Below are 25287 nucleotides of genomic sequence, written 5' to 3'. Positions count from 1 at the left end.
ATATTTAGGTGATAAAAATGAGAACTGCTGAAATTAAAAGAAAAACAAAGGAAACCGATATTGAGGTTTTTGTGAACCTCGACGGCGAGGGAAAAGTAAGCGTTGATACGGGAATAGGCTTTTTTGCCCATATGCTTACTGCTTTCGGCGTACACAGTGGAATAGATTTGCAGGTCAGCTGCACAGGAGATCTGAATGTTGACGGTCATCACACCGTTGAGGACGTTGGAATATGCATTGGAACGGCGTTTGCAAAGGCTCTTGGCGACAGGGGAGGAATCATGCGCTACGGCTCAGCTTTTATTCCTATGGATGAAGCTCTGGCGTTCTGTGCGCTTGATATTAGCGGCAGACCGTTTCTTGCATTTAATGCTGAGTTTCACGATCAGCGAATAGGCGGATTTGATACCTGTCTTACGGAGGAATTTTTCAGAGCGTTCGCTTTTAATTCGGGAATAACTTTGCATATAAGAAAGGAATACGGCAAAAACGATCATCATATCGCAGAGGCAATGTTCAAGGCTGTAGCTCATGCGCTTAAAGACGCGATGGTTCAGACCGGCAAAGGCGTATTATCTACTAAAGGAGTGCTGTAAATGATAGCAGTTATCGATTATGGTGCAGGCAATATTTTCTCTGTAAAAAATGCTTTGGACTTTATTGGATACGAAAACAGGCTTACTGATAAAAAAGAAGATATTGAAAATGCCGACGCTATAATTCTCCCCGGTGTCGGAGCGTTTCCGTGGGCAATGGAAAAACTAAAGGAAAGCGGACTTGTTGATACAATAAAAGACCAGTCAAAGAAAAAGCCTTTTTTAGGTATATGTCTTGGAATGCAGCTGCTTTTTGAAAAAAGCTATGAATTTGAAGAGTGCAGCGGACTTGGATTGCTCAAAGGGAAAGTTGACAGAATTGATGAGCCTGATCTTGTGATACCTCATATGGGGTGGAACAAGCTTGTGTATAATCATGATTGTCCGCTTTTTGACGGTTTAACTGATGATGAGTATGTTTATTTTGTTCATTCTTACAAAGCGTTCTGCGATGACAAGAATCTGTACGCTTACTGTGAATACGGTAACATAGTACCTGCTTTGGTATCTGACGGAAGGTATATTTACGGCGCTCAGTTTCACCCTGAAAAGTCCGGAAAAACAGGACTGAAGCTGCTTGAAAACTTTGCAGGACTGTCCTGGGAGGTAAAATAATATGCTTGCTAAAAGAATTATTCCCTGTCTTGACGTGCGTGACGGAAAGGTAGTCAAAGGCGTTAATTTTGAGGGTATAAAAGAGGTCGGAGATCCTGTTGAATATGCTTATGAATACAATTTGCAGGGTGCAGACGAGATCGTTTTTTATGACATAACAGCTTCCCATGAAGGCAGGGGGGTTATGCTTGACGTTGTCCGTGAAACAGCGAAAAAGGTATTTGTACCGCTTACGGTCGGCGGAGGAGTAAAAACTGTTGACGATATTCGCGATACTTTAAGAGCGGGAGCGGACAAGGTTTCAGTCAACTCACAGGCTGTTCAGAATCCTCAGCTTATAAAGGACGGCGCAGATGTATTCGGAAGCCAGTGTATATGCGTAGGAATTGATGCCAAAAAAACCTCATATAATAAATGGACGGTATTTATCAACGGCGGAAGAATAGATATGGGTATAGACCTTATCGACTGGGTCAAGCAAATCGAACAGCTCGGAGCGGGAGAGATATGTCTAAATTCAATAGATACAGACGGTGTACGAGGCGGATTTGATCTGCCAATGCTCAAAGCGGTTTGTTCGGCTGTAAAAATCCCGGTTATTGCAAGCGGCGGCGCCGGAAAGCTATCTGATTTTGCCGAAGCTTTCCTCGAAACCGACTGTTCGGCAGCGCTTGCGGCCAGTCTTTTTCATTTCAAGGAGCTGACGGTGCAGAAGGTCAAGGACGATTGCAAGAGCAAGAAGATTTTGGTGAGGTAAAATGCTGAAAAAATATAAGCGAATTTAAATCAGGGTCAAAACTGAAAAGTACAAGAGTATAAAAAATAAAACGCAAATTCTTATGTATTTACCTGATAAATATGTAATATTAGAAATGAATTGGTAGGTAGGAGTGATCTAATGAATTTTATTAAGAAGAATTGGTCAGGAATCACGCTTTGTTTATGTATTTCTGTTCCTGCGTGGTTTTTGGGAAAACTTGTTCCGGTTGTAGGAGGACCTGTTTTTGCAATTATTGCAGGAATGATCTTAACACTTTTCATCAAAGACAAAAACAATATCCAAAGCGGCATTACATTTACCTCTAAAAAGATACTTCAGTATGCAGTAATACTGCTTGGCTTCGGATTAAATCTTTCTACTATCCTGAAAACAGGAAAGCAATCTCTGCCGGTTATAGTATCGACTATAGCGACTTCTCTGATTGTAGCGTTTATTATACATAAGCTTATGAAAATCCCCTCTAAGATCTCAACGCTTATAGGGGTAGGTTCAAGTATCTGCGGAGGCTCTGCTATTGCGGCGACCGCTCCGGTAATTGACGCCGATGATGAGGAGATCGCCCAGTCGATTTCTGTTATATTTTTATTCAATGTTATAGCAGCTCTGATTTTCCCTACTCTGGGCGGAGCCCTGGGACTTACAAACGAGGGCTTTGGTCTTTTTGCGGGAACAGCTGTTAATGATACTTCCTCAGTAACAGCGGCGGCAACTGCGTGGGACGGAATTCACGGCAGCAATACTTTGGATACCGCAACGATAGTAAAGCTTACAAGAACTCTTGCTATTATACCAATTACGCTTGTTCTTGCGTTTATACGAATGAGAAGCGAGAAGAAAAATGCAGCTGCAGGCAGCTCCGGAAACAAAGTAAGCCTGAAAAAGATTTTCCCTATGTTCATTGTATACTTTGTGCTTGCTTCTGTAATTACAACTGTTGTTACGTCTGTCTTTGAAGGAAATTCTGCTGTACTTGATACGGCAAACAGCATATTCGGATTTTTGAAGGATCTGAGCAAGTTCTTTATTGTAATGGCTATGTCTGCGATCGGAATGAATACGAATATCGTAAAGCTTGTTAAAACGGGCGGAAAGCCGATATTTATGGGCTTTTGCTGTTGGGTGGCTATAGCCGCTGTAAGTCTTGGAATGCAGCATATTATAGGAATATGGTAGGAATTTTTATCACGTCGGGAAAATTATTTACGAGGACGATTATCAGGCTTCGGTTATTGACGAGCAGGGAAGTGATGATTCAACTCCAATGTTTATAACAACGCATTGGACATAAAAGAAGTATTAATTTTGACTAGCGAGATTAAGGAGAGAATATGAATCCGATTAAAATTGACATTAATGACCTTGACAAATATTTTGTCAAGTCTGAATTAATACCGGCAATAGCCTTTGACGTTGACACAAAAACAGTGCTTATGCTGGCTTATATGAATAAGGAAAGCCTGAAAAAAACTCTTGAAACGGGTTATACCTGGTACTGGAGCCGTTCAAGGCAGGAGTATTGGAACAAGGGCGCTACCAGCGGTCATTTGCAGAAGGTGATTTCAATTTACAGTGATTGCGACGACGATACGCTGCTTTTAAATGTTAAGCAGACGGGTTCGGCTTGCCACACAGGCTCGTACAGCTGCTTTTTTAATGAAATTTATAATGAGGAGAAAGAAAAATGACAGTATATGAGGAAATTTTTGAAGTGATCAAGGCTCGTAAGGAGGCTTATGAAAAGGGTGAAGCTCAGGAAAATTCTTATACCTGCTACCTGTTTGACAAGGGCGTTGATAAGATATGCAAAAAGGTCGGAGAGGAAGCCGCTGAAACAATTATTGCAGCTAAAAACGGTGATAACGACGAGCTTATGAATGAGATCAACGACCTGCTTTATCATGTAATGGTATTGGCGGCGAATCAGGGACTGGACTGGTCTGACGTAGAAAAGGTTCTTGACGAGAGAAATGAAAAAATAGGAAACTTAAAAAAATTCCATGAAGTAGATAAGAATACATAACTGCTAGAAGCATGTTTTAAGTCAGCCTGCACCGAGTTTTGAGCTGATTCTTTTATTTTAATAAAAAATCCGTCACACAAAGAAATAAAACTGAATAAGATGTAGGGAAGTAAAAAACATATTACTTTAGGTAAAAAGCTTCATTTTACATTATTAAGTCAGGAGGATTTTTTATGAGCGAATTTAAACAGAACGGCTGCTTTAAGGAAGCGGTATGCATTGAGGCAATGAGAGTGTTTGATTCTTGCTCCTCTCAGGACTGTCTTGAGGATCTGGAGGTATGCTTCAATTCCCCGGCGGATCAGGCGCTTATCAACAGTGCAAAGTTTATCAAATGTAAGTGTGTTGAGGTAATCAACACAACATTTCAGATCGACCCAGTACCATTTAACAAGGGATTCTTTACAGTAGATCTAACTTATACCTTTAAGGTTGATTTCGAGGTATATACCGATCCGTCTAAGAATCCGTGTTTGGTAAGCGGTATAACTACTTTTAACAAAAAGGTTATTCTTTTCGGAAGTGACGGCAACACGAAGCATTTCAATTCAGACGAGGTTTCAAAACCTGTTATCAGAGGCTGCTGTTACACCAATCTTCCCCGCGCCACGGTCAGTGTTGTAGATCCAATTTGTCTGGATACAAAGCTGCTTAACAAGTGTCCTCCGTGTCCTCCATGTCCATGTCCGTGTCCTCCTAAGGGAGATGACGCTGATAGTTCTTCACAGCAGCAGGGCTATGGAAAACTGGTGCTTGTAACAATAGGAATGTTTGCGATCGTTCAGCTTCAAAGAGCGGTTCCTATACTTATTCCTGCATATGATTACTGCGTTCCGCAGAAGGAATGTTCAACCAATACCGACAGTCCCTGCGAGCTTTTTGAGAAAATTAAGTTCCCTACAAGCGAATTTTTCCCTAAAAGCCTTGAAGGCGACGATATGCCCGGAGCTTACTGCGGAAAATTCACGTCGGAAGCTCATACCGATGATACAGAACCGAGTGAATATTAAATAGAACTTCAGACGCATGATTAATTTCATGCGTTTTCTTTTTATACTAAGATCGGTCAGCTAAAATAAAAACCTGGGCCTAGAATATACTAAAGCTCAGGTTTAAAAATATACCGTATTTAGGTTCAGTCTGCAATTATCAGCCGATCAAATTCCACATTCATCGTAATCCTTCCACTTTTCATAATGCGCCTTATCGTCAAGGTATTTGTATACGAATAAAGCGGTTGAAGCGATAACCAGGAGAAGAGTGCCCATTACTGCCCAGAATGACTTTTTCTGTGAATAGTTTGACATAAGAAAACATCCTTTCATTTTTACACATTATTTATTACTATAATTATACTACATACAGCCTTTTATGTCAAATGAATTTTTCTGAATAAAAATGAAGAAACTCCTCTAAACAAAGTCCGCTTTCACGAATAAACTCTGCGGTTTCTGAACCGACATATCTGTAATGCCATGGCTCATAGTCTATTCCGGTATAATGCTCTTTCATTCTTGGGTATCTTAAAATAAAACCGTACTTATGAGCGTTTGAGCAGAGCCAGCGTCCCTGAGGCGTAGTATAGAAGTTGTCTTCGGTATCGTCAGAAAGAGGAGTTGCAAAGTCAACGGCGAGCCCGCAGTTGTGTTCGCTGTGCCCTGATCTTGCAAGAGTTCTTGCTGTATCGTTAACAGCTTCCTCATAACTCATACCAGAGCCTATTCTCTGAGATATGCTCTTTTCCCATAGCGTCTGCTGATAATCGCAGGATCGATATGCTGAAAGCACCTTGATGCTTATTCCGTCATTCTCGGCGTTTTTCAGCAGAAGTTTGCATTGCCTGCAAGCCTGGCTTTCAAGTAACTTCCCCTGAACCTCTTCAAGAGAAATTGTTTTTTCAAAGTCGTCAGGTATAGGATTAAATTTATCTACCAGCATTAAGTAATCCATATGATCGCCCATGTGCAAGTTGATCTCGGTTCATGGGCTGTCCTCCTTTTCAAAAAATTAAGTATACAGATAAGCTGCTTTATTATATGCTTTGAAAAATAATTATGACATAGCGCCGGTTCTATTTTCATATAATTTAATGAAGCTTAAAGGAAAGGACAGGTTATATGGATTTAAAAAAGGTGTGTATAAGAGCGTTAAGCGTTATTTTAATTGTGTTTTTAATTCCGGTTGGTATCTGGGGCTACGGAAAAGCGGCGCCTTACCTAGTAAAGATCGCGTCCGGATCAGCGGGAATTACAATGGGAGATTACAATACTTTTAAATACAAAGGAGGGCTTTCATCAGCGGAAGAGGCTGTAAAAAGCGCATTCGAGCCAGTATCTGTAAGCCGTCAAAGCGCATGGGACATAGATATGGCGCCGCAGGAGCTTGAAATTCCTAGCAAAAGCGGAGAGATCCCTGTACCGAAGCCAAGCAAGGAGGTATTAAACGCTATACCGTATCCGGAGAATATGGAACACCATGACGGGGTTATTGAAAAGTATACCTATGGAGTTTATACAGGAGAGCAGTATTTTGATCTTGACGGAGGAGGACAGGTGAGAAACTGCACTGAGCTTTCAAATGACGAGCTATATTCGGAAAGTCTTAAGGACGTTGAATTTGTAATTGATAGTGACAGTAAAGAGCCGCAGGTACTTATATATCATACTCATGCAACAGAAAGCTTTGAACCGTATTCAAGAGATTACTATGACAGCTCCTTTGCCTGTAAAACTACAGATCCAGAAAAAAACATTGTAGCTGTCGGAGATAAGATATGCGAACAGCTGGATAAGGCAGGGATAGCTTATATTCACGATACTTTGGTGCATGATTATCCAAGCTATAACGGCTCTTACGAATCAAGCCGCGCAGCAGTACAGGAAATACTTAAAAAATATCCGTCTATAAAAATTGCTTTGGATATTCACCGTGACGGAATTGAAAGGGAGGACGGGACCCGCCTTGCTCCGGTTACCGAAATAGACGGAAGGGAAGCAGCTCAGATAATGATTATTTCAGGCTGTGACGACGGAACGATGAATATGCCCGATTATATGCAGAATTTCAGGTTTGCTTCGCTGCTTCAGTCATCCATTGAATCCATGCATAGCGGACTGACAAGACCCGTATTGTTTGATTATCGTTTTTACAATCAGGATCTGACTACAGGCTCTCTTCTTATTGAGGTAGGAAGTCACGGTAATTCGCTGGATCAGGCGCTGTACAGCGGCGAGCTGATAGGGGAGTCGCTTGCGGAGATATGTAAGAAGCTGTCATAGTTTTGTATAAAAAAGTAACTATCCGCAGAAAACGTAATTCTGCGGATAGTAGTAATTTTTTAGTCCGATATTTTTTTATATCAAGCAGTCTAATTCATCAGATCGTTCATTTCTTGAATCAATTCTCCGAACAGCTTCAATGCGTCGGAAACAGGTTTGGATGTCGTCATATCAACTCCTGCGCCTTTGAGAAGAGTAATAGGATCCTCTGAACAGCCGCCGCTTAAAAATCCGAGATAATCGTCAACTGCACTCTGACCTTCATTCAGGATACGCTGTGAAAGGGCAATTGCCGCAGAATAACCGGTAGCGTACTGATAAACGTAGTAGTTATAGTAGAAATGCGGGATCCTTGCCCATTCGAGGTCTATTTCATGATCAATTATAATATCATTTCCGAAATATAGCTCATTTAAAGCCCTGTACATTTTATTGAGTCTTTCGGCAGTAAGAGTTTCACCCTGAGCAGTAAGCTCGTTGATTTTAAGCTCAAATTCCGCAAACATAGTCTGCCTGTACAGGGTAGTTCGGAACTGCTCCAGAAAATAATTGATAAGATATGCCTTTTTCTTTTTGTCGGATGTGGTTTTAAGCAGATACTGCATAAGCAGCGCTTCGTTGCAGGTTGAAGCGACCTCCGCAACAAATATTACATAATCGCTGTAGGCAACAGGCTGATTTTTGTTTGAAAGATAGGAATGAATCGCGTGGCCCATTTCATGTGCAAGCGTGAACATACAGTTTAGCGTATCCTTGTAATTGAGAAGCACATATGGATGAACCCTTGCTCCGGCGGAATATGCGCCGCTGGTTTTTCCCTCGTTTTCATAGACATCTATCCAGCGTTCGTTAAAGCCTTTTTTCAGGATTTCAAGGTATTCCTTCCCCATTGGCTCCAAGGCTTTAAGAACGGTTTCCTTTGCTTCATTAAATGTGATCTTCATATCAACATCGGATACTATAGGCGTATACAGGTCGTACATATGCAGTTCATCAACGCCGAGCAGCTTTTGGCGCAGCTTAACGTAATCGTACATATAATCCATATTTTCATGAACAGCTGAGATCAGGTTATGGTAAACCTCCTCAGGTACTTCTGTACCGTCAAGCGCAGCGGCAAGTGAGGATGTATATTTTCTGGCTTTTGCATAAAACTGAACTGCCTTTATCTGCGCTCCCAGTGTGGCGGCACAGGTGTTTTTGTAGCCGTCATAGGTGTGATACATCGCTTCAAACGCAGATTTCCTCAGAACCCGGTCTGAGGACTGAACCAGCGGTATATAGCTGCCGTGTGTGACCTGATGAGTGTTTCCGTTCATATCGACAGCGTCAGGGAATTTAAGGTCGGCATCAGAGAACATAGAGTAGATATTTTCCGGTGACTGCGACATTTCGCCTGCAAGAGCAAGTATCTTTTCCTCTGAGTCTGATAGAATATGTTCCTTTTTGCTTCGTATTCTGTCTAGATTTTTTTTGTATAATTTAAGTTCTGGAGCAGCTTGATAAAAGCTGTTCAGCCTTTCTTCGTCTATTGAGATAAGCTCGGGAGTTTCAAAGCTTCCGGCAGAGTTTATCTGAACGTATGCGTTCATCAACTGTCCTACCATAGCCTGATATACAGAATTTGCAGTATCCTCGTCAGATCTCCTCTGAGCATAGTTGGCAAGACTGTCGCAGAGAACGGATATTTCATCTGAAAGCTTCATGAAATCAAGCAGTATTGTTCCGCTTTCGCCAAGCTTGCCTTTAAACTCTTTGATTTTTTCGGGAAGCTTTTGAAATTTTTCAAAATCCGCTTTCCAAGCCTCGTCGCTGGGGTATATATCCTCAAGCGCCCAGGTATATTTAGGATCTGCTTCGCTTCTTTTAGGTATTCTTTCCTCGTTCAATTTTACCTCTCCTTTTCAGTATATAAATATTTTGATTTGCGTTTAGTTTATAAGCAGTGATTTTCCATATATTGAAATACAGCAATTTATTCTGCTGTAATGCCCAAATACTCGTCTTTTGAAATAGAATAGCAGATTTCGTCCAGCATCGTTCCGTCATATCTCAGTTCTGACATTTTAAGAGTTCCTTCATACATAAAGCCGCACTTTTCAATAACTCTCTGCGAAGCTTTATTGAAAGGGTAGCAGTAGGCTGAAATCAGCTCCAGTCCTATGGTTTTAAAGCCGTATTCAATAACAGCCTTCGCCGCTTCGGTCATAAAGCCTCTGCAGTGATATTCTTTTCCCAGAGCATACCCAAGCATTCTTACCTTGTCATAGCTGCGTTTTTCATCATTGATAAGTCCGATCGTACCAATGACTTTGCCGTTTTCAGGCATAACGATCGCAAAGACTGAGGGCTGTTTCAAAAAAATATCAGGCAATAGTTTTTTTGTTTCCTCAACACTTTCGTGAGGCTTCCAGCCAGCCTTAGGGCCGATTTCCGGATCCTTTGAATATTCATAAATATCCTCGGCGTCATTTTCTGTTACGCTGCGGAGAATAAGTCTTTCAGTTCTTATTTCTGTCATATGCTTTGCTCCTGTAATCTTTGTTAATTATTATACCACAATCGTACAGTATATGCAATAGATAAGTTATTGATCTATGGTGATCCATTTAACAGTAATATTGTTGCTGTTTTGCCAAACGGTTAAGTTTAAGTCGACGGTTTAATAAAAAACGAAACGCCGTAAATCTTTACAGCGTTTTGTTTATTTATATCAGTTTATTGAAACATAAGCGGCAGGATTGAGATAATAACCCTGATAGCGGATCTCAAAGTGTAGATGATCGCCTGTGGAAAATCCTGTCGAACCCATATGACCTATGAGATCTCCTTTTTTTACAACATCGCCGACTTCAACGTCAACTTCAGTAAGATGTCCGTATAAGGTTATAAATTCATTACCGTGATCAATAATGATAAAGTTGCCGTAGCCGCCTCCGCAGCCGCAGGATTCTTCCTTTCCGTAGTCATGCTCGCAGGAGGTATTTGTGCGGATTACAGTGCCGCTCTCAGAAGCATGTATATCAGTGCCTTTTGCACCTGTTATATCAAGTCCGGTGTGATATGTACCCCAGCGTTCTCCGACTCCGGAGGATACATAGTAATGTCCCGGAACCGGCCATGCGAACTTGTACTGACATTCATCTTCAGAAATTTCCTGTCCGTCTTCTTCAAGTTTACCGTAGTATTCATGCAGCGATTCAAGTGCGGAATTTGCTGCTAGTTCTGCTGCTTCACGCATAGTATCATCGGACGAATCACCATAGCTTGATTTGAGTATTCCAGAAAGATCGGCCTCAAACTGCCGACGTTCCTCAAGGTAATCCTGATTTTGCTCCTCAAGTTTTTTCTTCTGATCCTGAAGTTCCTTTTTTGCTTTCTTACTTGAGTCATAAAGCTCGTCAAGCTCAGCTTTCTGCTTATTAAGCTCATCATACTGAGAATCGTATTCAGACTGTTTGTCTTCAAGCTCCTTCTGAGCCTTTTCGTACTCTTCTTTCTTAGCAATAAGATCATCGATCATCTGGTTATCATGACTTGCTACTCTTTTTACAAGCTCCATTCTCATAAGTATATCGTAGAAGTCATTGGAATTCAGAATAACGCTTGTATAAGATTCATCACCTGCCAAATACATTGCTCTCAGACGTTTTTTAAAATCGTCAACACCTTTTTCGATCTCTTGCTTTTTATTAGCGATAAGCCGTTTGTTCGTGCTTATTTCGATTTCTAGCTGGGTCATATAGGAATTGAGCACTTCTATTTTTTCATTTACTGACTTGATTTTTTTCAGTATTGCTTCCTGTTTTTCGGTTTCTTTTTTTATATCGTCCTGAGCGGCCTCAATTTCATTGTCAAGCCGTTCCTGTTCTTCTGAAATCTCCTTTAATCTTTCTGCATAGGATGTTATGTCAAAGGATTCCGATTCGGCGGTCGTAACTATTGCGGGCTGAGTAAAACTGTCTGAAAAAAGTCCAGCTCCAAGTGCGAGCGCCGCAGCAAACGCAGCAGTGCGTTTGAGCAAATTTGTTCTCAGCATAAATATTAAGACTCCTTTGTCATATGATCACAAACCCTGCATTTTCATGCAGGGCTTTTGGATCTATGTATTAAACGTAATCTGACGGATTCAGTGCAACGCCGTTGTGTCGTACTTCAAAGTGAAGGTGAGGTCCTGTAGAATAGCCCGTTGAACCTACAGTTCCAAGCACATCGCCCTGTTTTACCTGCTGACCTACGCTGACGGTAATTCCCTCAGAGTGTCCGTAAAGCGTCCACCAGCCGTTTCCATGGTCAATAATACAATATCTGCCGTATCCGCCTCCGCAGCCGCAGCTGCCGTTTTTACCATAGTCGTGAGGGCAGTAGTTTTCCACCCTGATAACCGTACCGTCAGCGGCGGCACAGATCTTTGCTCCTCTTATATTACTGGAGTAAATATCGATTCCGGCATGATAAGCGCCCCATCTCCAGCCTACTCCGTAGGAAATATGATAGAAACCGGGAACAGGCCATGTAAACATAGACTTATCTTCATATCCGTAATCATCGTTATTTGTGGAATTGTTATTATTGTTTTCTGTGCTTCCGGAATTAGCGTTTCCCGACGAGGAAGAACCGTTATTAGAAGGCTTCTGCTGAGCAGCCTCCTGCTTTTTGCGTTCTTCTTCCTCTTTTCGTTTCTTTTCTTCAGCTTCCTTTTTCTTTATAGCTTTTTGCTCTTTATAAAGCTTCTGAAGCTCTGCTTCAAAATTTTCCTGTTCTTTCTGCGCCTGCTTTTGATTTGCGAGGAAGGTTTCCTTATCCTGCTCAAGCTGGTCGATCATTGCCTGACTTTCAGCGTAAAGCACGTCAAGCTTATCCTTTTGCTCCTGCTGTTTTGTTTTCTGGGATTCAAGCTCGTTTTTATTTGTTTCAAGCTCCGCCTTTTCATCTTCAAGCGCTTTTTCGTCAGCTTCGTACTGCTTTTTCAGATCAACAAGGTTGTCTATCATACCGTTGTCATGATCGGCAACTCTTTTAACAAGCTCGATCTTCATGAGCATATCATAAAAGTCGGTCGCTCCAACGAGAATATCTGTATATGATTCGCTTCCGGCAACATACATTATTCTTATACGCTGCTTGAATTCATCGATCCCGTCCTCTATTTCTGTTTTCTTATTTGAGATCTGAAGCTCTTTCTGATCAATGCTTTCTGTAAGCTTGCCTATTTGTGTTTCAAGCTCACCTATGGAATCGTCAAGGGTAAGAATAGTTTCCTGTACCGTTTCTATCTGTTCTTCGATCGCCTTCTGATTTTCCTCTTCCGAAGAAATATCATCCTTTGTATCGGAAATCTTTTGGTCAAGCTCTTTTTGTTTCGCTTCAAGACCAGATATTTTTTCTTTTGCAGACTTGATACTGTCGGCGTTCTTTTTTGCCTCGCTGCTTGAGGCAAGAACTGTTCTCTCTGAAATAACTGCGTTTTTTCCGCCTGCAAGAACAGTAAAAGCGGTTATTACCGCTAATGAACACGCTAGCAGCCGTTTCATCAAACTGGTTTTGTTCACTTTTAAAATCCTCCGTAATTTCGGCGGAATGTTATGTATATATACCGCCTGTCAATTTTTACACATCTTTTTATGCTTGTTAAGCATAATATTTAAAACATAAGGCAGACTAATAAAACCCCTAAAAGTTATACAGCCTGCCTTAAAAGTTACTTGAAAAGCGGCAAAGCTCTGCCGCTGATCTGCGTTTATTCCCGATTATACTTTAAGATGTTTTCCTGCGCTTATTGAAGTACCGACCGCTCCGATCAGAGCTCCGACAGCCGCATAGGCTATAGTGATAGGCCAGAACATATCTTTGAATGAGTACAGGTTTTTAACTCCGAGAATATTCCACAGTTTAAAATCGTCGTTGAAAATATTATATACGCCTTCATAAGCGAATTTTGTCAGAACCAGCGCTCCGGCAGCAGCCAGAATACCTACGATCATTCCTTCAACAAAGAAAGGAATTCTGATAAAGCTGTTTGTTGCGCCTACATATTTCATGATATTTATTTCTTTACGTCTTGCAAAAACACTTGCACGGGTTGTGTTTGATATAATAATAAGACATACTATGATCAGCGCAAGCACGATTGCCGCGGATACGATAGTAAGTATCCTTCGTATGCTTATAAGCACATCTGCAAAAGCGGTAGGCGATTTTGTTGATTCAACATTTTCAAATGTATCTATCTGAGTAGTTGTTTCAGCCATCTTCTGAATATCGACAACAGTAAGACGGAAGGTGTCGGGAAGAGGATTATCGTCGGCATACTGAAAAAGTTCACGTTCCTCTTCACTCATATCCTTGATCATATTTTCCCAGGCGCTTTCCTTTGAATAAAACTCAAGGGTATTTACGTTCGGGATCTGTTTTATCTTATTTTCAAGCTCCTGAATATCAGAGTCCGTTATATTATCCTTTATCTGAACAACAACTTCGCTCTTATCTTCTATTCCGCCGATAATCCTGTTCAGATTTATTGACGCCAGTACGGAAATACCCACCATAAGCAGGGATACCAGCATAATACAGAATGAAGCGAACGACATCATACGATTGGTCCATATACTTTTAAGTCCCTGATTAACAAGGTACCTGAAACTGCTAACTTTCATTTGAACCTCCTATGACCTCGTCAAAAGCAATATTACCGTGATTGATATTAATGATACGGCCGCCGAAATAGCGCACAAGATCATGCTCGTGAGTAACCATAAGTATAGTTGTTCCGCATTCATTAATTCCTTTTAACAGCTCTACGATTTCATAAGATAGGGCAGGGTCGATATTTCCTGTAGGCTCGTCCGCAATAATAAGCTGAGGGTCGTTGACAAGCGCTCTCGCTAAAGCTACTCTCTGCTGTTCTCCGCCGGAAAGTTCTGTCGGATATGATTTTGCCTTATGAGAGAGTCCAACAAGACTTATAACGTATGGTACGCGGCTTCTTATGTATTTTGCCGGAGCGTCGATAACTCTCAGTACAAAAGCAACATTTTCATAAACCGTCATAGTAGGAATAAGCCTGAAATCCTGAAAAACAACGCCGATCGTTCTGCGAAGTGCAGGGATCTTGCGGCGTCTGAGCTTTTTTAGATTAAAGCCGTTAACGATAACCTCTCCCGATGTAGCATTGATCTCTTTAAGCACAAGCTTTATAAGAGTTGACTTGCCTGCGCCGGAAGGACCTACAACAAAAGCGAAATCGCCGTCGTTGATCTTGAGATTGATTTTATTTAATGCGTCGACTCCGCTTGAATAGGTAACCGACACATCCTTAAATTCTACCAAAGAAAATACACCGCCTTAATTGTTTGGAAGGAAAATAAATTCCTCCGTACATTAAGCTGTGAGCTCTTAGAATTTAACCGGATTAGCGGATAAATACTTTTTAACCATAAGTGCGATCTTAAAAATTATCGCATGGTCGAACTCTCTCAGGTCAAGACCTGTCAGCTTTTTGATTTTTTCAAGTCTGTACACAAGAGTATTCCTATGCACAAACAGTTTTCTTGAAGTTTCCGAGACATTAAGATTGTTCTCAAAAAACTTCTGTATCGTAAATAAAGTTTCATGATCGAGAGAATCTATCGAGCCTTTCTTGAAAACCTCTTTCAGGAAAGTTTCGCACAGCGTCGTAGGAAGATGATAAATAAGCCTAGCAATACCGAGATTATCATAAGATACGATAATTTTATCCGTATCAAAAACCTTTCCTACTTCAAGAGCGATCTGAGCTTCCTTAAAGGATCTTGCAAGATCGCGTACGCCCTCTACAACGGTTCCAATACCTACGTTTACACGGGTATAGAATTCTCCGCTGAGAGTATCTGAAATAGAGCGGGCAAGCTTTTCAAGGTCTTTCGGCTCAACTCCCGATGTTACCTCCTTGACGAGAACAATATCAGATTCTGTAATATTGAAAACAAAATCCTTATTCTTGTCAGGGAATAAATTCTGAATTACGTCATATGCTGATACGTCGTTTGAAGAGATAATCCTTATAAGAAGAACTACTCTTGAAGTGTCTGAGCTGAAATGAAGCTCTCTTGCTTTAACATGAACATCTCCGGGAAGAACATTGTCTAAAACAACGTTTTTGATAAAATTGTTTCTGTCGTATTTTTCATCATAATACTGTTTAATACTCGATAGAGTAATTGCGAGAATACTGGCGTATTTCGCTGCAACTTCGTCCGTGCCTTCTACAAAAACTGCGTAGTCGGGCTTCATATGAGCTCCGAAAGGCTTGTATGTATAGCCGTCGCGGACGAAAATATCATGTGAATCGCTCAGGTCAAGTGACACAAATTCGTTTGTAGTTCCTACCTGCGCCAGCTCCGAGCAGGCGATTATAGTTGCAGTATCGTCAATAACGCCGATAGTGCAGTCGATAGTGTCTCTCATCTGGTGGACCACGCTTTGAAATAATCTGTTGGACATAAGTTTTTCCCCTCTACCTGCAAATTTTAAGATCAATCATAATAAATTGTCTGCATACTGCTATTATAACAAAAAATGATCGGATTTGCAAGTGGTTTATAGTAAAAATGTTCAAAAAACTTCTCGGCGGTCAAATCGGGTAGTTAAGCCGCCTTAATATATTACAAATTGTAACATATTTTTCTTTGGCTTGTGTGAACTTTCTGTTAAATCGCACAAAACAAGGGTGATTTTTATTTAAAATAACCTAAAAGCCGCAGCTCACTGTTACTTTTTTGTAATTATTAAATTTTCTGTGAACTGTATTCTTCTGTCCGTTTTTTTACGCTTCAGGTTTTTTATAGGAATTTTATGTATATATAAGACTTGATATTTAAAAACTTTTCGTCATATACTACAAATTTATTTTTTCTGCACTCTATTGAAAAAACGCTGCGGTTATGATATAATCAAATAATATAATAGCTGCTGGAGGTATTTAACATGAAGCGGTATCTGGAAATTGGAAAAATTGTATCGGTATTCGGTTTAAAGGGAGAGGTAAAGGTAGACCCATGGTGCGATTCTCCCGAATTTATCTGCGGATTCGATACGCTTTATTATAAAAGCCTGACACCGATAAAAATTGAAAAAGCAAGACCGCATAAAAATATTGCTATCATTAAAATTGAAGGCGTTGATACGGTTGAAGAAGCTCAGAAGCTAAGAAACCGTATTTTGTATATGGACAGAAATGACGCTGAGCTTGACAGCGATTGTTATTTTGTACAGGATCTTATCTCTTTAAAGGCAGTTGACAGTCGGACAGGCGAAGAATACGGTATAATAACAAACGTTACCGAAACCGGAGCAAACGACGTTTATCATATAAAAACCGACAGCGGCAAAATGTATTATATTCCTGCTATTCCTGACGTAGTTAAGGATATTGATATAGAAAACGGTATAATGAAGATCATTCCGCTTGACGGGCTTTTTGATTGATTCTTGTTAAGGGGAGATTATGATGTTTTGCAGATATGAGGATGTTGAGCGCTTGGTGAAAACTTACAGCAGCAGTATGTTCTGCCTTATATATCCTAAGCTGCAAAGCAGAGATAAAACGCTTAAATGCATAGAAGGTGTATTTACAAGTTATATTGATAAGAGTCCCAAGCTGAGAAGCGAAAGAACTGAGCAGAAATGGCTTGTTCGGGAATTGAGAAAACAAAGCGGCTACAATGTGCTTGCCAATAGCTTTGACTCCGGAAAGCTAACCTTTATCGAGCTTGATAATATGCTGACAAGTCTGAGAATATATTACAGCAATGAGGGGAACAAGCCTAAAAAACACAGGTCTTATTTTATGGCTGTCGTTATAGTGTTACTGCTGTGTTTTATTCTTTCATTTGCTGTAGTCAAGGGTATAAAGCATTATAAGAGCGATGGATCTGAAGTACAGGAGCGTCTTAATAATAATATCAGAACTGCTGAACAGAAAATAAATGAGAGGGATATGAACTTATGCGTATTGATATAGCCACGCTGTTTCCCGATATGGTAGAAAATTATCTTAATGAAAGTATAATCGGGAGAGCAAGGGCAAAAAATATATTTACAGCACAATGCCATAATATAAGGGATTATACCCTTGATAAGCATAGGCGGGTAGATGATACGCCATACAGCGAGCGTCAGGGTATGCTTATGCAGTGCGAGCCTATTTACCGCTGCTGGCAGTCGGTATGCAATATGACCCGCTCTCAGCCGCATGTAATATATATGTCTCCGCAGGGAAAAAACCTTACCCAGAAAAGGTGTGTTGAACTTTCGCGGCTTGACAGCATATTTATATTATGCGGGCACTATGAGGGAGTTGATACAAGAGTTATTGAAAAAATTGTCGATGAGGAGATCTCGATAGGAGATTATGTGCTTACCGGAGGAGAACTGCCGGCGCTGGTGCTTATAGACAGTATTGTGCGTATGCTTGACGGCGTACTTGCCAGCTCCGACTGCTACGAGGATGAAAGTCATTTCAGCGGACTGCTTGAATATCCGCAGTATACCCGTCCTGAGGTCTGGGAGGGAATGAAAGTACCATCCGTTTTGCTTTCCGGTCATCATGCCAATATACAAAAATGGAGGCATGAGCAGTCGCTTAAAGCAACTGCGAAAAAGCGTCCCGACTTATTGAAAAATTATTCACTAAGTGAAAAAGATTTGGCTATTATCACTAAATCGGCAGATGAAAACGACAGCTGAGTTTCATAAAAAACGTTTTCAACAGTGAATTGTTAAGTGTTTTTGTACAGGTTGTCACAAGTGTTGAAAACTTATTGAACATATTGCACAAGATTGGTTGTTTCAAAAATCTTTATATGAGCAAAACAACAAAATCTTTGTTTTTTTCAGAGGTTTGGTAATAATTTGCGTTGACGGTTCAAGGGTTGTCCTGTATAATATAAATATTAAACAGGTAAATTCTATTTTTTATCCATTTATTTTGTTAAGTGGAAATTTTATGAATGGAGAGATATTTATGTTCGTTAAAGATGTAACAGTGCAGAATAAGGTAGGTCTTCATGCGCGTCCGGCGACATTCTTTATTCAGAAGGCGAACGAGTATAAGTCGTCGATCTGGATAGAGAAGGAAGAAAGAAGAGTTAACGCAAAGAGCCTGCTCGGTATCCTTTCTCTTGGTATTATCGGCGGAACAACGATCAGGATCATTGCTGACGGTTCTGACGAGCAGGATGCAGTAGAAGGTCTTGTAGATCTTGTTGACAGCGGTTTTGCTGAGGACGCAAGATAATTCTGTGGGTTTGAGTAAATTATAATATCTGAGGTTCAGCTTTAACGCCGAGCCTCATTTTTATTTTATTTTTTGTTTTAAAAGTAAGGATATATATCCGCCGATTGTATTATATTATGAAAGCTGAAAAAGACGTCATAGATCAGTTTGTGACCAGGGTAGTGCTTTGATAAGAGGGGTGAAGCAATGACTGAAACGGAATATAAGAGTATATCTGGCGATTTTGACAGTGTATATGATAGGTACTGCAAAATGATATATCGTATCTGCTATATATATTTTCCCGGCAGTCCCTGCGACGCCGAAGACGCAATGTCAGCGGTTTTTCTTAAATATTTAGAAAAAAAGCCTGTTATAGAAAGCCCTGAGCATGAAAAGGCGTGGCTTATAGTTGCGGCGCGCAATATATGCAAAAATATGTGCAGACACTGGTGGCGCAGAAACGAAAGCCTTGAAGATCATACGTCAGAATGCTCCAATGAAGATATATACAGTGATGAGCTGCTGGAGCTTGTTCTTGCTCTTCCTGAGAAGCAGAAAATGTGCATTTATCTTTTTTATTACGAGGGATATTCCTGTAAAGAAATAGGTGATATTCTCGGAATACGTGAAAATGCGGTTTATGCTAATCTGAATAAGGGAAGGAACAGGCTTAAAGAACTTATTGAAGCAGAAGGATAATGCCGGCTTTAATTTGAAAGGTCTGCATACTGAAAAGGCGGTGCTTTTATGGAACAAAAGAATAAAAAAATTTATGAATCGTTCGACAGAATAACCTTGACTCCAAGCATAAAAGAAAGAGTCAGGGCAAAAATAAAGGGCAGGACTGAAAGCAGCACAGAGGGCTCAGGAAGGGGCATAGTAGAATATTCGGTTTCTTCCGGAAAGACAGCCTTCCTCAGAAGCTCAGGATTGCGTAATGCGGCGGTTATCTGCCTTTGCGTTGCGGTTGCTGCGGTTTTTATAACTCAGGTCAGTCTGCTGAACGATCCTTACTCAGGAGATGAAACTGCTCAGCTGCCTGAGGCTTCAGACTCCTATTCTGACAACAGCGGTATAGAACCTGTCTGCGGCGATACTATAAGTCCGTGCAGTATTATTCCCGATAAAGTTTTTTCGCAATGCGGCTTCAGAAAGAAAAACTGCATAATATCCGCATATGGAAACGGTCTTTACAGAATTGACAACTCAACTGAAAATCCTCTTTTGTCAAGCACATTCGGCAATCAGGATATCGCAGTATATAACAGCAAAACCAATAAGGTAGTATTTCAGCATAACTCTTTTGAGAACAGCAGTGATGAAGCTCTGTATGTATTTAATTCAACTAAGGGTTTTTATGCATATTATTCAGCTGCGGACAAAAAAATAATAACGTATTATAACGCCGACGGAATAAAAAATGCCGAGTATGATCTAAGCGAATCCCTTTTTAATGGAACTGTTACTGATTTTTATTCTCCCGACGGCGGCAAGACCTTGTATATTGCTGAGAGTACTTTTATCGGAGCTGAAAATGATAGCGGACAAATAATTATTGAAGCGTCAGAATTAAAAAAGGCTAAAACGAATATTTATCAAATGAAAGCGGGAAGTGCAGAAAAAAAGACGGTTTACTCAGGAACGCTGCTCGAAAACAATAAGCTTTTTATAGGTCAGAACATTCGTGTATCCGAATCAGGCGTTATTTATCTGCAAAGCAAGCAGTTTCTTTATGACAGGAACTCTGATATTTATGTTTGCAGCGACGGCGTTTATATTAGTATGCTTAATGCTGAGGAGGGGGTAATTACAACTAGCTTTTCTTGCGATATGTCTGATATGTTTATTGATAAACTCGTTCTAAACGAAAATAATTTGATGTTCAGTTATTCCGGAAACTTCGGATATTTACCAGGCGGAATTTATACAGATTATTCTGATAAGCTTAAGCTGTATGGCAATAATACTCAAGAATTTGAAAGGCTTGAAAACCAAGGATGTTCCGTATCAGCTATAAATTTCTCAAATGACGGAAAATACACGGTAGAAGTATATTATAAAAATAATGATGATAAAAAAACAAAGGAGTTTATTATTTTGGTACTTGATAATGATTATGGAAATATCATATATAAGGAGCAGCTTGTCTGCGGTCAGCGAATGTTTTTTGTTGGTGCAACGATAGATCCGGAGAATGAAAGAGTATTATTTACCCTTTATGACAATCCTTCGTTTACTGATAAAAATGAAAATTGTTATCAGAACTATGTATGTGACTTTTTATAAGTGGTTATAAAACGTATAACAGCTTGTTTATATGCCTGCGGTTTCAGATATGACCGCAGGCTTTTTGCTCTTTACAGAATGTTTTTTAACCTGATCCATGAACTGTAACTTTGTACTTGCAATTTTGAGTAAAAAAGAGTAAAATATAATTGTACATTCACAATTTCCGCTCTGAAAACATAGAATATAAAAAATTAAGAGGGGTGTTTTCGGTGATCGGAATAATTATAGTTATCGCCGTATGCGTTGTTATAATAGTCTGTATGGCGGTGAAGAAGTATCTGTTTATACGCAGTCAGTGTGACAAGCCTGGATATATCGTTATACCATGTACGGCAATGACAAAAAATCTTGAAAAGACCGTACGCTCTTATTACTGGGAGGAGGTTTTTGAAAATGAAAACCTCGGGCGTGAAATCTTACTGGTCATAATGGAGAAAAGCGAAAATGAATACACCGCCAGACGATTGGCGCAGGAGTTTACAATTGTAAGCGCTGTAGATATATCGGATCTTGAGGATCATATAAAAAAGAGAACGTTCCGATGCGGTGAAATTATTGAATAAAAGTACATTGAATAAGGAATATAAAAATGGATAACTTAGAGAAAATACAAGGCGAGGTTGACAGTATAATATACCGAAATGACGATAACGGCTTTGCCGTACTTATGCTGAAATGGGAAAGCGAGCTTATTACTGTCGTCGGAGAGCTGGGAAATGTCGAGGAGGGCGAAGAGCTTGTATGCACCGGACATTTCGTAAATCACCAGAAGTTCGGTGAGCAGTTTAAGTGCGAGGTATGCGAGCGTTCTCTGCCGACTTCGCCGTCAGCTATAAGAAGATACCTTTCAAGCGGAGTTATCGGAGGAATAGGCGCAGTTCTGGCAAAGAAGATCGTAGACCTGTTCGGAGAGGATACTCTTCGTATTATTGAAAATGAACCCGAGAGGCTCGCTGAAATAGAGGGAATAACAAAGAAAAAGGCACAGAAAATATCAGCGGAGTTTAAGACTACCTTTGCGGTGCGTTCTCTTATGATATATCTTAATTCCTTCGATATTCCGGCGTCGGCAGGTATCAAGGCATGGAAAAGATGGGGAGATTCCGCTGAAGCGATGATAAGATCAAATCCATATGTGCTTTGTATTTACGGAATAGATATACCTTTTGTTAAGGCTGATCAAATTGCGGGAAAGCTTGACATACCAAGAGATTCAGACAACAGGATAAAAGCCGGCCTCAGTTGTGTTTTAAGAGAAAACGCTAATTCGGGACACACCTGTCTGCCGCTTGACAGATTTGAAAAAATATCCTGCGAGTTTTTGGGTATAAACAAAGAGCAGTTTCAGAATATTCTTGACGCACAGATAGAGGAGGAAAACCTTTTTTATTACTATAAGCAGAACCGTCCATTCGTTATGCTCAGGGATTTTTATAAGGCGGAGGATTATATAGCCAGAAGGCTTTCAGTAATGAGGGAATGCTCATATGACAATAAAATAGATTTTTCCGAGGTAATAGATATTGCAGAGGAGCAGAACGGTATCAGATACGAAGCGCTTCAGAGAAAAGCTATAAATCTGGCTTTATCACATGGTTTCCTGGTGCTTACCGGAGGCCCGGGAACAGGAAAGACCACAACGCTCAACGCTATCATTTCGCTTTATCAGCAGCAGGGCCTTAATGTTATGATAGCAGCGCCTACCGGGCGCGCGGCAAAAAGAATTTCCGACCTGACGGGATTTGAGGCAAAAACTATACATAGGCTTCTTGAAGTTAAATATTCAGACGGAGATACCCTCAGCTTTGTTCATGACGAAAACGATCTGCTTGAATGCGATGTTATGATAATAGATGAAATGTCAATGGTAGATTCCTGTCTGTTTGAGGCGCTGCTTAGAGCGGTAGGCATAACCTGTAAGCTTGTGCTTGTAGGAGATTCTGATCAGCTCCCGTCAGTGGGTGCAGGTAATGTGCTCAAGGATATAATCGAGAGCGGAGTAATGCCGGTCGTTACTCTGAAGGAAATTTTCCGTCAGGCTCAGCAAAGCGCTATTGTTACAAATGCTCATAAGATCGTAAAGGGTGAGCATATAGATCTGACGCAAAAGGATAAGGATTTCTTTTTCTTCCAGCGGCTTAATTATCCTGACCTTCAAAGTCTGGTGGTGGATCTATGCAAAACAAGACTACCTAATGCTTATGGATACTCGCCGACAGAGGATATACAGGTGCTTTCTCCTACCAGAAAAGGCCCGAGCGGAACCGTTGAGCTGAATAGGAAGCTTCAGCAGGAGCTTAATCCTCCTGCCGCAGGAAAATCAGAAATCAAAACTCCGCTTTACATATACCGAAAAGGCGATAAGGTAATGCAGACAAAGAATGATTACGATATTCTGTGGAAGAAAACCTTAGATGATGAGAAAACAGAAAGCGGAGCCGGAATTTTCAATGGAGATATAGGAATAATTATCGGCGTAAATAAGATCCTGAGAACAGTTACGATCGATTTTGAGGGCAGAGTAGCAGTTTATTCAGACGATATGCTGGACAACCTGGAGCTTGCGTATGCAGTGACAGTACACAAAAGTCAGGGAAGCGAATTTGACGCAGTTATCCTTACGATCTTCGGCGGGTTCGATAAGCTTTATTACAGAAATCTGCTGTATACTGCAGTTACAAGAGCCAAAAAGCTAATGATAATAGTAGGGTCGAAGAAGCGCGTGGAGTTTATGATAGACAATAACCGCAGAATGCTCAGGTATACCTGCCTTAAAAATATGCTCAAGGAGCTGAACGACAATGAAAGCGAAGAAATGCAGATTCTTGAATTGTAAATTTTGGCTTGATATGCTTTTTCCCAACCGCTGTCCCTGCTGCGGCAGGGTGATTCAGTGGGATAAGCTTTTATGCAGATCGTGCATGGACGATCTTCCTTATCTAGACGATACGCCGTGGCAGCTGAGATATTCTGATAAAACCGGAAGTTCCGTAATGATGTTTGACTACGCCGTTTCCGCTTTTGCTTATGAATCTCCTGCAATTGAGGGAATATATTCGCTTAAGAACGGTTACGGAATGAATTTTGCCGAATATGCCTGCAAAATTTTGTGCGATAAGCTTGAAAACGACGGAATGTGCAAAGCGGATATAATAACTGCTGTACCTATGTCGCGCAGAAAAAGGCTGGCAAGAGGATATAATCAGGCGGAGGTTATATCGGAATATCTGGAAAAAGCTCTGGATATTCCTGCGGATTTTTCTCTTTTAAAAAGAACCAAGGCAAGTCTTGAGCAGCATACGCTTCATTCTGCACAACGCCGTGAATTTGCCGATAGGATTTATTACATTGATCCGAAAGCCAATGATGTAAAAGATAAAACGGTTATACTATGCGATGATGTTTTTACAACCGGCGCAACTATGAATAAATGTGCAGAACTTCTGAAAGAAATGGGAGCGGCTAAAGTATACTGCGTTTCAATATGCTGTACTGAGAAAAAATTATCCGGCATCAAGGAATAATTTACAATAAAAAAGAAACAATAGCTGTAAAGGTTATATTTAAGCCTGCCTTTAAAATCCAAATGGAAAGAGGGTGAGGTTTCATGCCTTTGCAGTCAGAGCGGGCATGAACGGTCTATGGCAAAAAAACTCACGGTCAGGGAATTTAACGGTATTAAAAATCTGGTGTCTGTGCAGAACGATCTGATTTACCGCTTTGAAACTTATTCAAAGCAGGTAACGGAGCCTCAGCTGAGAGAAGCTTTTCAGAAGCTTTGTGCATCCGCTAAAAATCATAAGAGAAAGCTATTAAAAACACTGGAGGTTTCAGATGAATGAGAATATGAAGATAATTACTGACGCAAGAAAGCTTGTTAAAAATGCATCGCTGGAGCATTGCAATGCTTATAACGAGCTTTGCGGCTCTCAATGCTCAGAGGCAATATTATCTGTACTTGAGGGTGAAGTAAGAATGGCTTCTTCTCTTCAGAAGCTTGAACAATTTTTTACTAACGGTGAATCCGAACCTGCTGCAAATGAGTATGAGGTCAATAAATTCAGAAACAGCGAGGGAGTATAATTATTACAGCAAAGATACCGCACTAATACCGTCCGTCAAAAAGAAGTATGAGCAAATACCTAAAGGCTGTGAGCTGTAAACTGCGCAGCCTTTTTCTTTTTAGAACAATTTTGACGATCTGCTGCCGCTGATAATTTCCCCGTCTAAAATCTCAATGATCCTATCACACTGTTCTGCGATCTTCGGGTCATGAGTAACGATAATGACCGTCCTGCCCTGTTCGTTCAGCGACTTGAACAGCTCCATAATTTCCTTTGATGTCTTGCTGTCAAGCGCTCCCGTCGGCTCGTCTGCCAATATCATGCTCGGCTCGTTCACTATTGCTCTTGCAATCGCCACCCGCTGTTTTTGTCCGCCGGATAGCTTGT

At 40.6% G+C, this 25287-nt stretch carries 28 protein-coding genes and 2 pseudogenes; 19 read left to right on the top strand and 11 right to left on the bottom strand.

The annotated features are described in order from the left end of the window. Positions 1-17: 17 nt before the first annotated feature. From hisB to ACYQ0H_RS08695, 7 genes are all read left to right on the top strand, one after another. A complete protein-coding gene (hisB, locus tag ACYQ0H_RS08725) occupies positions 18-596 on the top strand; it encodes an imidazoleglycerol-phosphate dehydratase HisB (RefSeq protein ID WP_459812462.1) in 579 nt (192 codons plus the stop codon). Then, positions 597-1211 (top strand): imidazole glycerol phosphate synthase subunit HisH, encoded by a 615-nt coding sequence (hisH, locus tag ACYQ0H_RS08720; protein ID WP_459812461.1) that lies wholly within the window; start codon positions 597-599, stop codon positions 1209-1211. 1 nt (position 1212) lies between these two features. Further along, positions 1213-1968, top strand: coding sequence for an imidazole glycerol phosphate synthase subunit HisF (gene hisF / locus ACYQ0H_RS08715; RefSeq protein ID WP_459812460.1), 756 nt, complete (start codon positions 1213-1215; stop codon positions 1966-1968). A gap of 141 nt (positions 1969-2109) precedes the next feature. Then, the gene (locus ACYQ0H_RS08710) at positions 2110-3165 is read left to right on the top strand and encodes a YeiH family protein (RefSeq protein ID WP_459812459.1); all 1056 of its coding nucleotides are present in this window, start codon (positions 2110-2112) and stop codon (positions 3163-3165) included. Between the two features lie 155 nt (positions 3166-3320). Then, entirely contained in the window at positions 3321-3677 is a 357-nt protein-coding gene (hisI, locus tag ACYQ0H_RS08705; RefSeq protein WP_459812458.1) for a phosphoribosyl-AMP cyclohydrolase, read from the top strand. Then, positions 3674-4012 carry a phosphoribosyl-ATP diphosphatase gene (gene hisE / locus ACYQ0H_RS08700; protein ID WP_459812457.1) on the top strand — a complete coding sequence of 113 codons (339 nt, stop codon included), beginning with the start codon at positions 3674-3676 and terminating at the stop codon, positions 4010-4012. Before hisI ends, hisE begins: the two co-directional genes overlap by 4 nt. 173 nt (positions 4013-4185) lie before the next feature. Then, on the top strand, positions 4186-5022 hold the full coding sequence (locus ACYQ0H_RS08695; protein ID WP_459812456.1) for a hypothetical protein: 837 nt from the start codon (positions 4186-4188) through the stop codon (positions 5020-5022). Positions 5023-5169: 147 nt separating this feature from the next. On the opposite strand, the gene ACYQ0H_RS08690 is transcribed toward ACYQ0H_RS08695, so the two are convergent. The 3 genes and pseudogenes from ACYQ0H_RS08690 to ACYQ0H_RS08680 all read right to left on the bottom strand — a co-directional run. Continuing rightward, positions 5170-5319, bottom strand: a complete 150-nt coding sequence (locus ACYQ0H_RS08690; RefSeq protein ID WP_177453079.1) for a hypothetical protein — start codon at positions 5317-5319, stop codon at positions 5170-5172. A 144-nt stretch (positions 5320-5463) separates the two neighbouring features. Next, positions 5464-5554, bottom strand: a pseudogene (locus ACYQ0H_RS08685) (D-alanyl-D-alanine carboxypeptidase family protein); the annotation flags it as partial. Beyond that, a pseudogene (locus ACYQ0H_RS08680) lies at positions 5528-5950 on the bottom strand (M15 family metallopeptidase); the annotation flags it as partial. The pseudogenes ACYQ0H_RS08680 and ACYQ0H_RS08685, both read right to left, overlap by 27 nt. A 179-nt stretch (positions 5951-6129) precedes the next feature. Here ACYQ0H_RS08680 and spoIIP point away from each other — a divergent pair. Next, entirely contained in the window at positions 6130-7290 is a 1161-nt protein-coding gene (gene spoIIP, locus ACYQ0H_RS08675; protein WP_459812455.1) for a stage II sporulation protein P, read from the top strand. 89 nt (positions 7291-7379) lie between these two features. Here spoIIP and pepF read toward each other — a convergent pair whose 3' ends face one another. The 7 genes from pepF to ACYQ0H_RS08640 form a co-directional block, all read right to left on the bottom strand. Beyond that, complete coding sequence (gene pepF / locus ACYQ0H_RS08670) at positions 7380-9179, bottom strand: oligoendopeptidase F (protein ID WP_459812454.1); 1800 nt, start codon at positions 9177-9179, stop codon at positions 7380-7382. 86 nt (positions 9180-9265) lie between these two features. Continuing rightward, on the bottom strand, positions 9266-9811 hold the full coding sequence (locus tag ACYQ0H_RS08665) for a GNAT family N-acetyltransferase (RefSeq protein WP_459812453.1): 546 nt from the start codon (positions 9809-9811) through the stop codon (positions 9266-9268). A 192-nt stretch (positions 9812-10003) separates the two neighbouring features. Then, complete coding sequence (locus ACYQ0H_RS08660; RefSeq protein WP_459812452.1) at positions 10004-11329, bottom strand: murein hydrolase activator EnvC family protein; 1326 nt, start codon at positions 11327-11329, stop codon at positions 10004-10006. Positions 11330-11399: 70 nt separating this feature from the next. After that, a complete protein-coding gene (locus tag ACYQ0H_RS08655) occupies positions 11400-12842 on the bottom strand; it encodes a murein hydrolase activator EnvC family protein (RefSeq protein ID WP_459812451.1) in 1443 nt (480 codons plus the stop codon). Positions 12843-13040: 198 nt separating this feature from the next. Continuing rightward, positions 13041-13946 (bottom strand): permease-like cell division protein FtsX, encoded by a 906-nt coding sequence (gene ftsX / locus ACYQ0H_RS08650; protein WP_459812450.1) that lies wholly within the window; start codon positions 13944-13946, stop codon positions 13041-13043. Further along, positions 13936-14619 (bottom strand): cell division ATP-binding protein FtsE, encoded by a 684-nt coding sequence (gene ftsE / locus ACYQ0H_RS08645; protein ID WP_459812449.1) that lies wholly within the window; start codon positions 14617-14619, stop codon positions 13936-13938. The genes ftsX and ftsE overlap by 11 nt, the downstream gene beginning before the upstream one ends. A gap of 66 nt (positions 14620-14685) precedes the next feature. Continuing rightward, positions 14686-15771: a PucR family transcriptional regulator gene (locus ACYQ0H_RS08640; RefSeq protein ID WP_459812448.1), complete on the bottom strand. Its 1086-nt coding sequence runs from the start codon at positions 15769-15771 to the stop codon at positions 14686-14688. Between the two features lie 483 nt (positions 15772-16254). Between ACYQ0H_RS08640 and rimM the strand changes: the two genes are divergently transcribed. The 11 genes from rimM to ACYQ0H_RS08585 all read left to right on the top strand — a co-directional run bounded on the left by rimM (position 16255) and on the right by ACYQ0H_RS08585 (position 24919). Further along, complete coding sequence (rimM, locus tag ACYQ0H_RS08635; RefSeq protein WP_459812447.1) at positions 16255-16755, top strand: ribosome maturation factor RimM; 501 nt, start codon at positions 16255-16257, stop codon at positions 16753-16755. Between the two features lie 19 nt (positions 16756-16774). Beyond that, positions 16775-17290, top strand: coding sequence for a hypothetical protein (locus tag ACYQ0H_RS08630; protein WP_459812446.1), 516 nt, complete (start codon positions 16775-16777; stop codon positions 17288-17290). Then, positions 17275-18015 carry a tRNA (guanosine(37)-N1)-methyltransferase TrmD gene (trmD, locus tag ACYQ0H_RS08625; protein WP_459812445.1) on the top strand — a complete coding sequence of 247 codons (741 nt, stop codon included), beginning with the start codon at positions 17275-17277 and terminating at the stop codon, positions 18013-18015. The genes ACYQ0H_RS08630 and trmD overlap by 16 nt, the downstream gene beginning before the upstream one ends. A 277-nt stretch (positions 18016-18292) precedes the next feature. Beyond that, the gene (locus tag ACYQ0H_RS08620) at positions 18293-18565 is read left to right on the top strand and encodes an HPr family phosphocarrier protein (RefSeq protein WP_459812551.1); all 273 of its coding nucleotides are present in this window, start codon (positions 18293-18295) and stop codon (positions 18563-18565) included. Between the two features lie 186 nt (positions 18566-18751). Next, positions 18752-19246, top strand: coding sequence for an RNA polymerase sigma factor (locus ACYQ0H_RS08615; protein WP_459812444.1), 495 nt, complete (start codon positions 18752-18754; stop codon positions 19244-19246). A gap of 48 nt (positions 19247-19294) precedes the next feature. Then, positions 19295-20833, top strand: a complete 1539-nt coding sequence (locus ACYQ0H_RS08610) for a hypothetical protein (protein WP_459812443.1) — start codon at positions 19295-19297, stop codon at positions 20831-20833. Positions 20834-21045: 212 nt separating this feature from the next. Next, the gene (locus ACYQ0H_RS08605) at positions 21046-21399 is read left to right on the top strand and encodes a hypothetical protein (protein WP_459812442.1); all 354 of its coding nucleotides are present in this window, start codon (positions 21046-21048) and stop codon (positions 21397-21399) included. A 26-nt stretch (positions 21400-21425) separates the two neighbouring features. After that, the gene (gene recD2, locus ACYQ0H_RS08600; protein WP_459812441.1) at positions 21426-23672 is read left to right on the top strand and encodes an SF1B family DNA helicase RecD2; all 2247 of its coding nucleotides are present in this window, start codon (positions 21426-21428) and stop codon (positions 23670-23672) included. Continuing rightward, positions 23638-24360: a ComF family protein gene (locus tag ACYQ0H_RS08595; RefSeq protein ID WP_459812440.1), complete on the top strand. Its 723-nt coding sequence runs from the start codon at positions 23638-23640 to the stop codon at positions 24358-24360. The genes recD2 and ACYQ0H_RS08595 overlap by 35 nt, the downstream gene beginning before the upstream one ends. A 117-nt stretch (positions 24361-24477) precedes the next feature. Next, positions 24478-24678, top strand: coding sequence for a hypothetical protein (locus ACYQ0H_RS08590; RefSeq protein ID WP_459812439.1), 201 nt, complete (start codon positions 24478-24480; stop codon positions 24676-24678). Next, entirely contained in the window at positions 24671-24919 is a 249-nt protein-coding gene (locus ACYQ0H_RS08585) for a hypothetical protein (protein ID WP_459812438.1), read from the top strand. Before ACYQ0H_RS08590 ends, ACYQ0H_RS08585 begins: the two co-directional genes overlap by 8 nt. A 99-nt stretch (positions 24920-25018) precedes the next feature. Here ACYQ0H_RS08585 and ACYQ0H_RS08580 read toward each other — a convergent pair. Beyond that, positions 25019-25287 (bottom strand): ATP-binding cassette domain-containing protein (locus ACYQ0H_RS08580; RefSeq protein ID WP_459812437.1); only part of this gene is annotated, 269 nt, incomplete at its 5' end.

The organism is Hominimerdicola intestinalis, from assembly GCF_054655215.1.
This window is presented reverse-complemented; position numbering and strand designations above follow the sequence as displayed.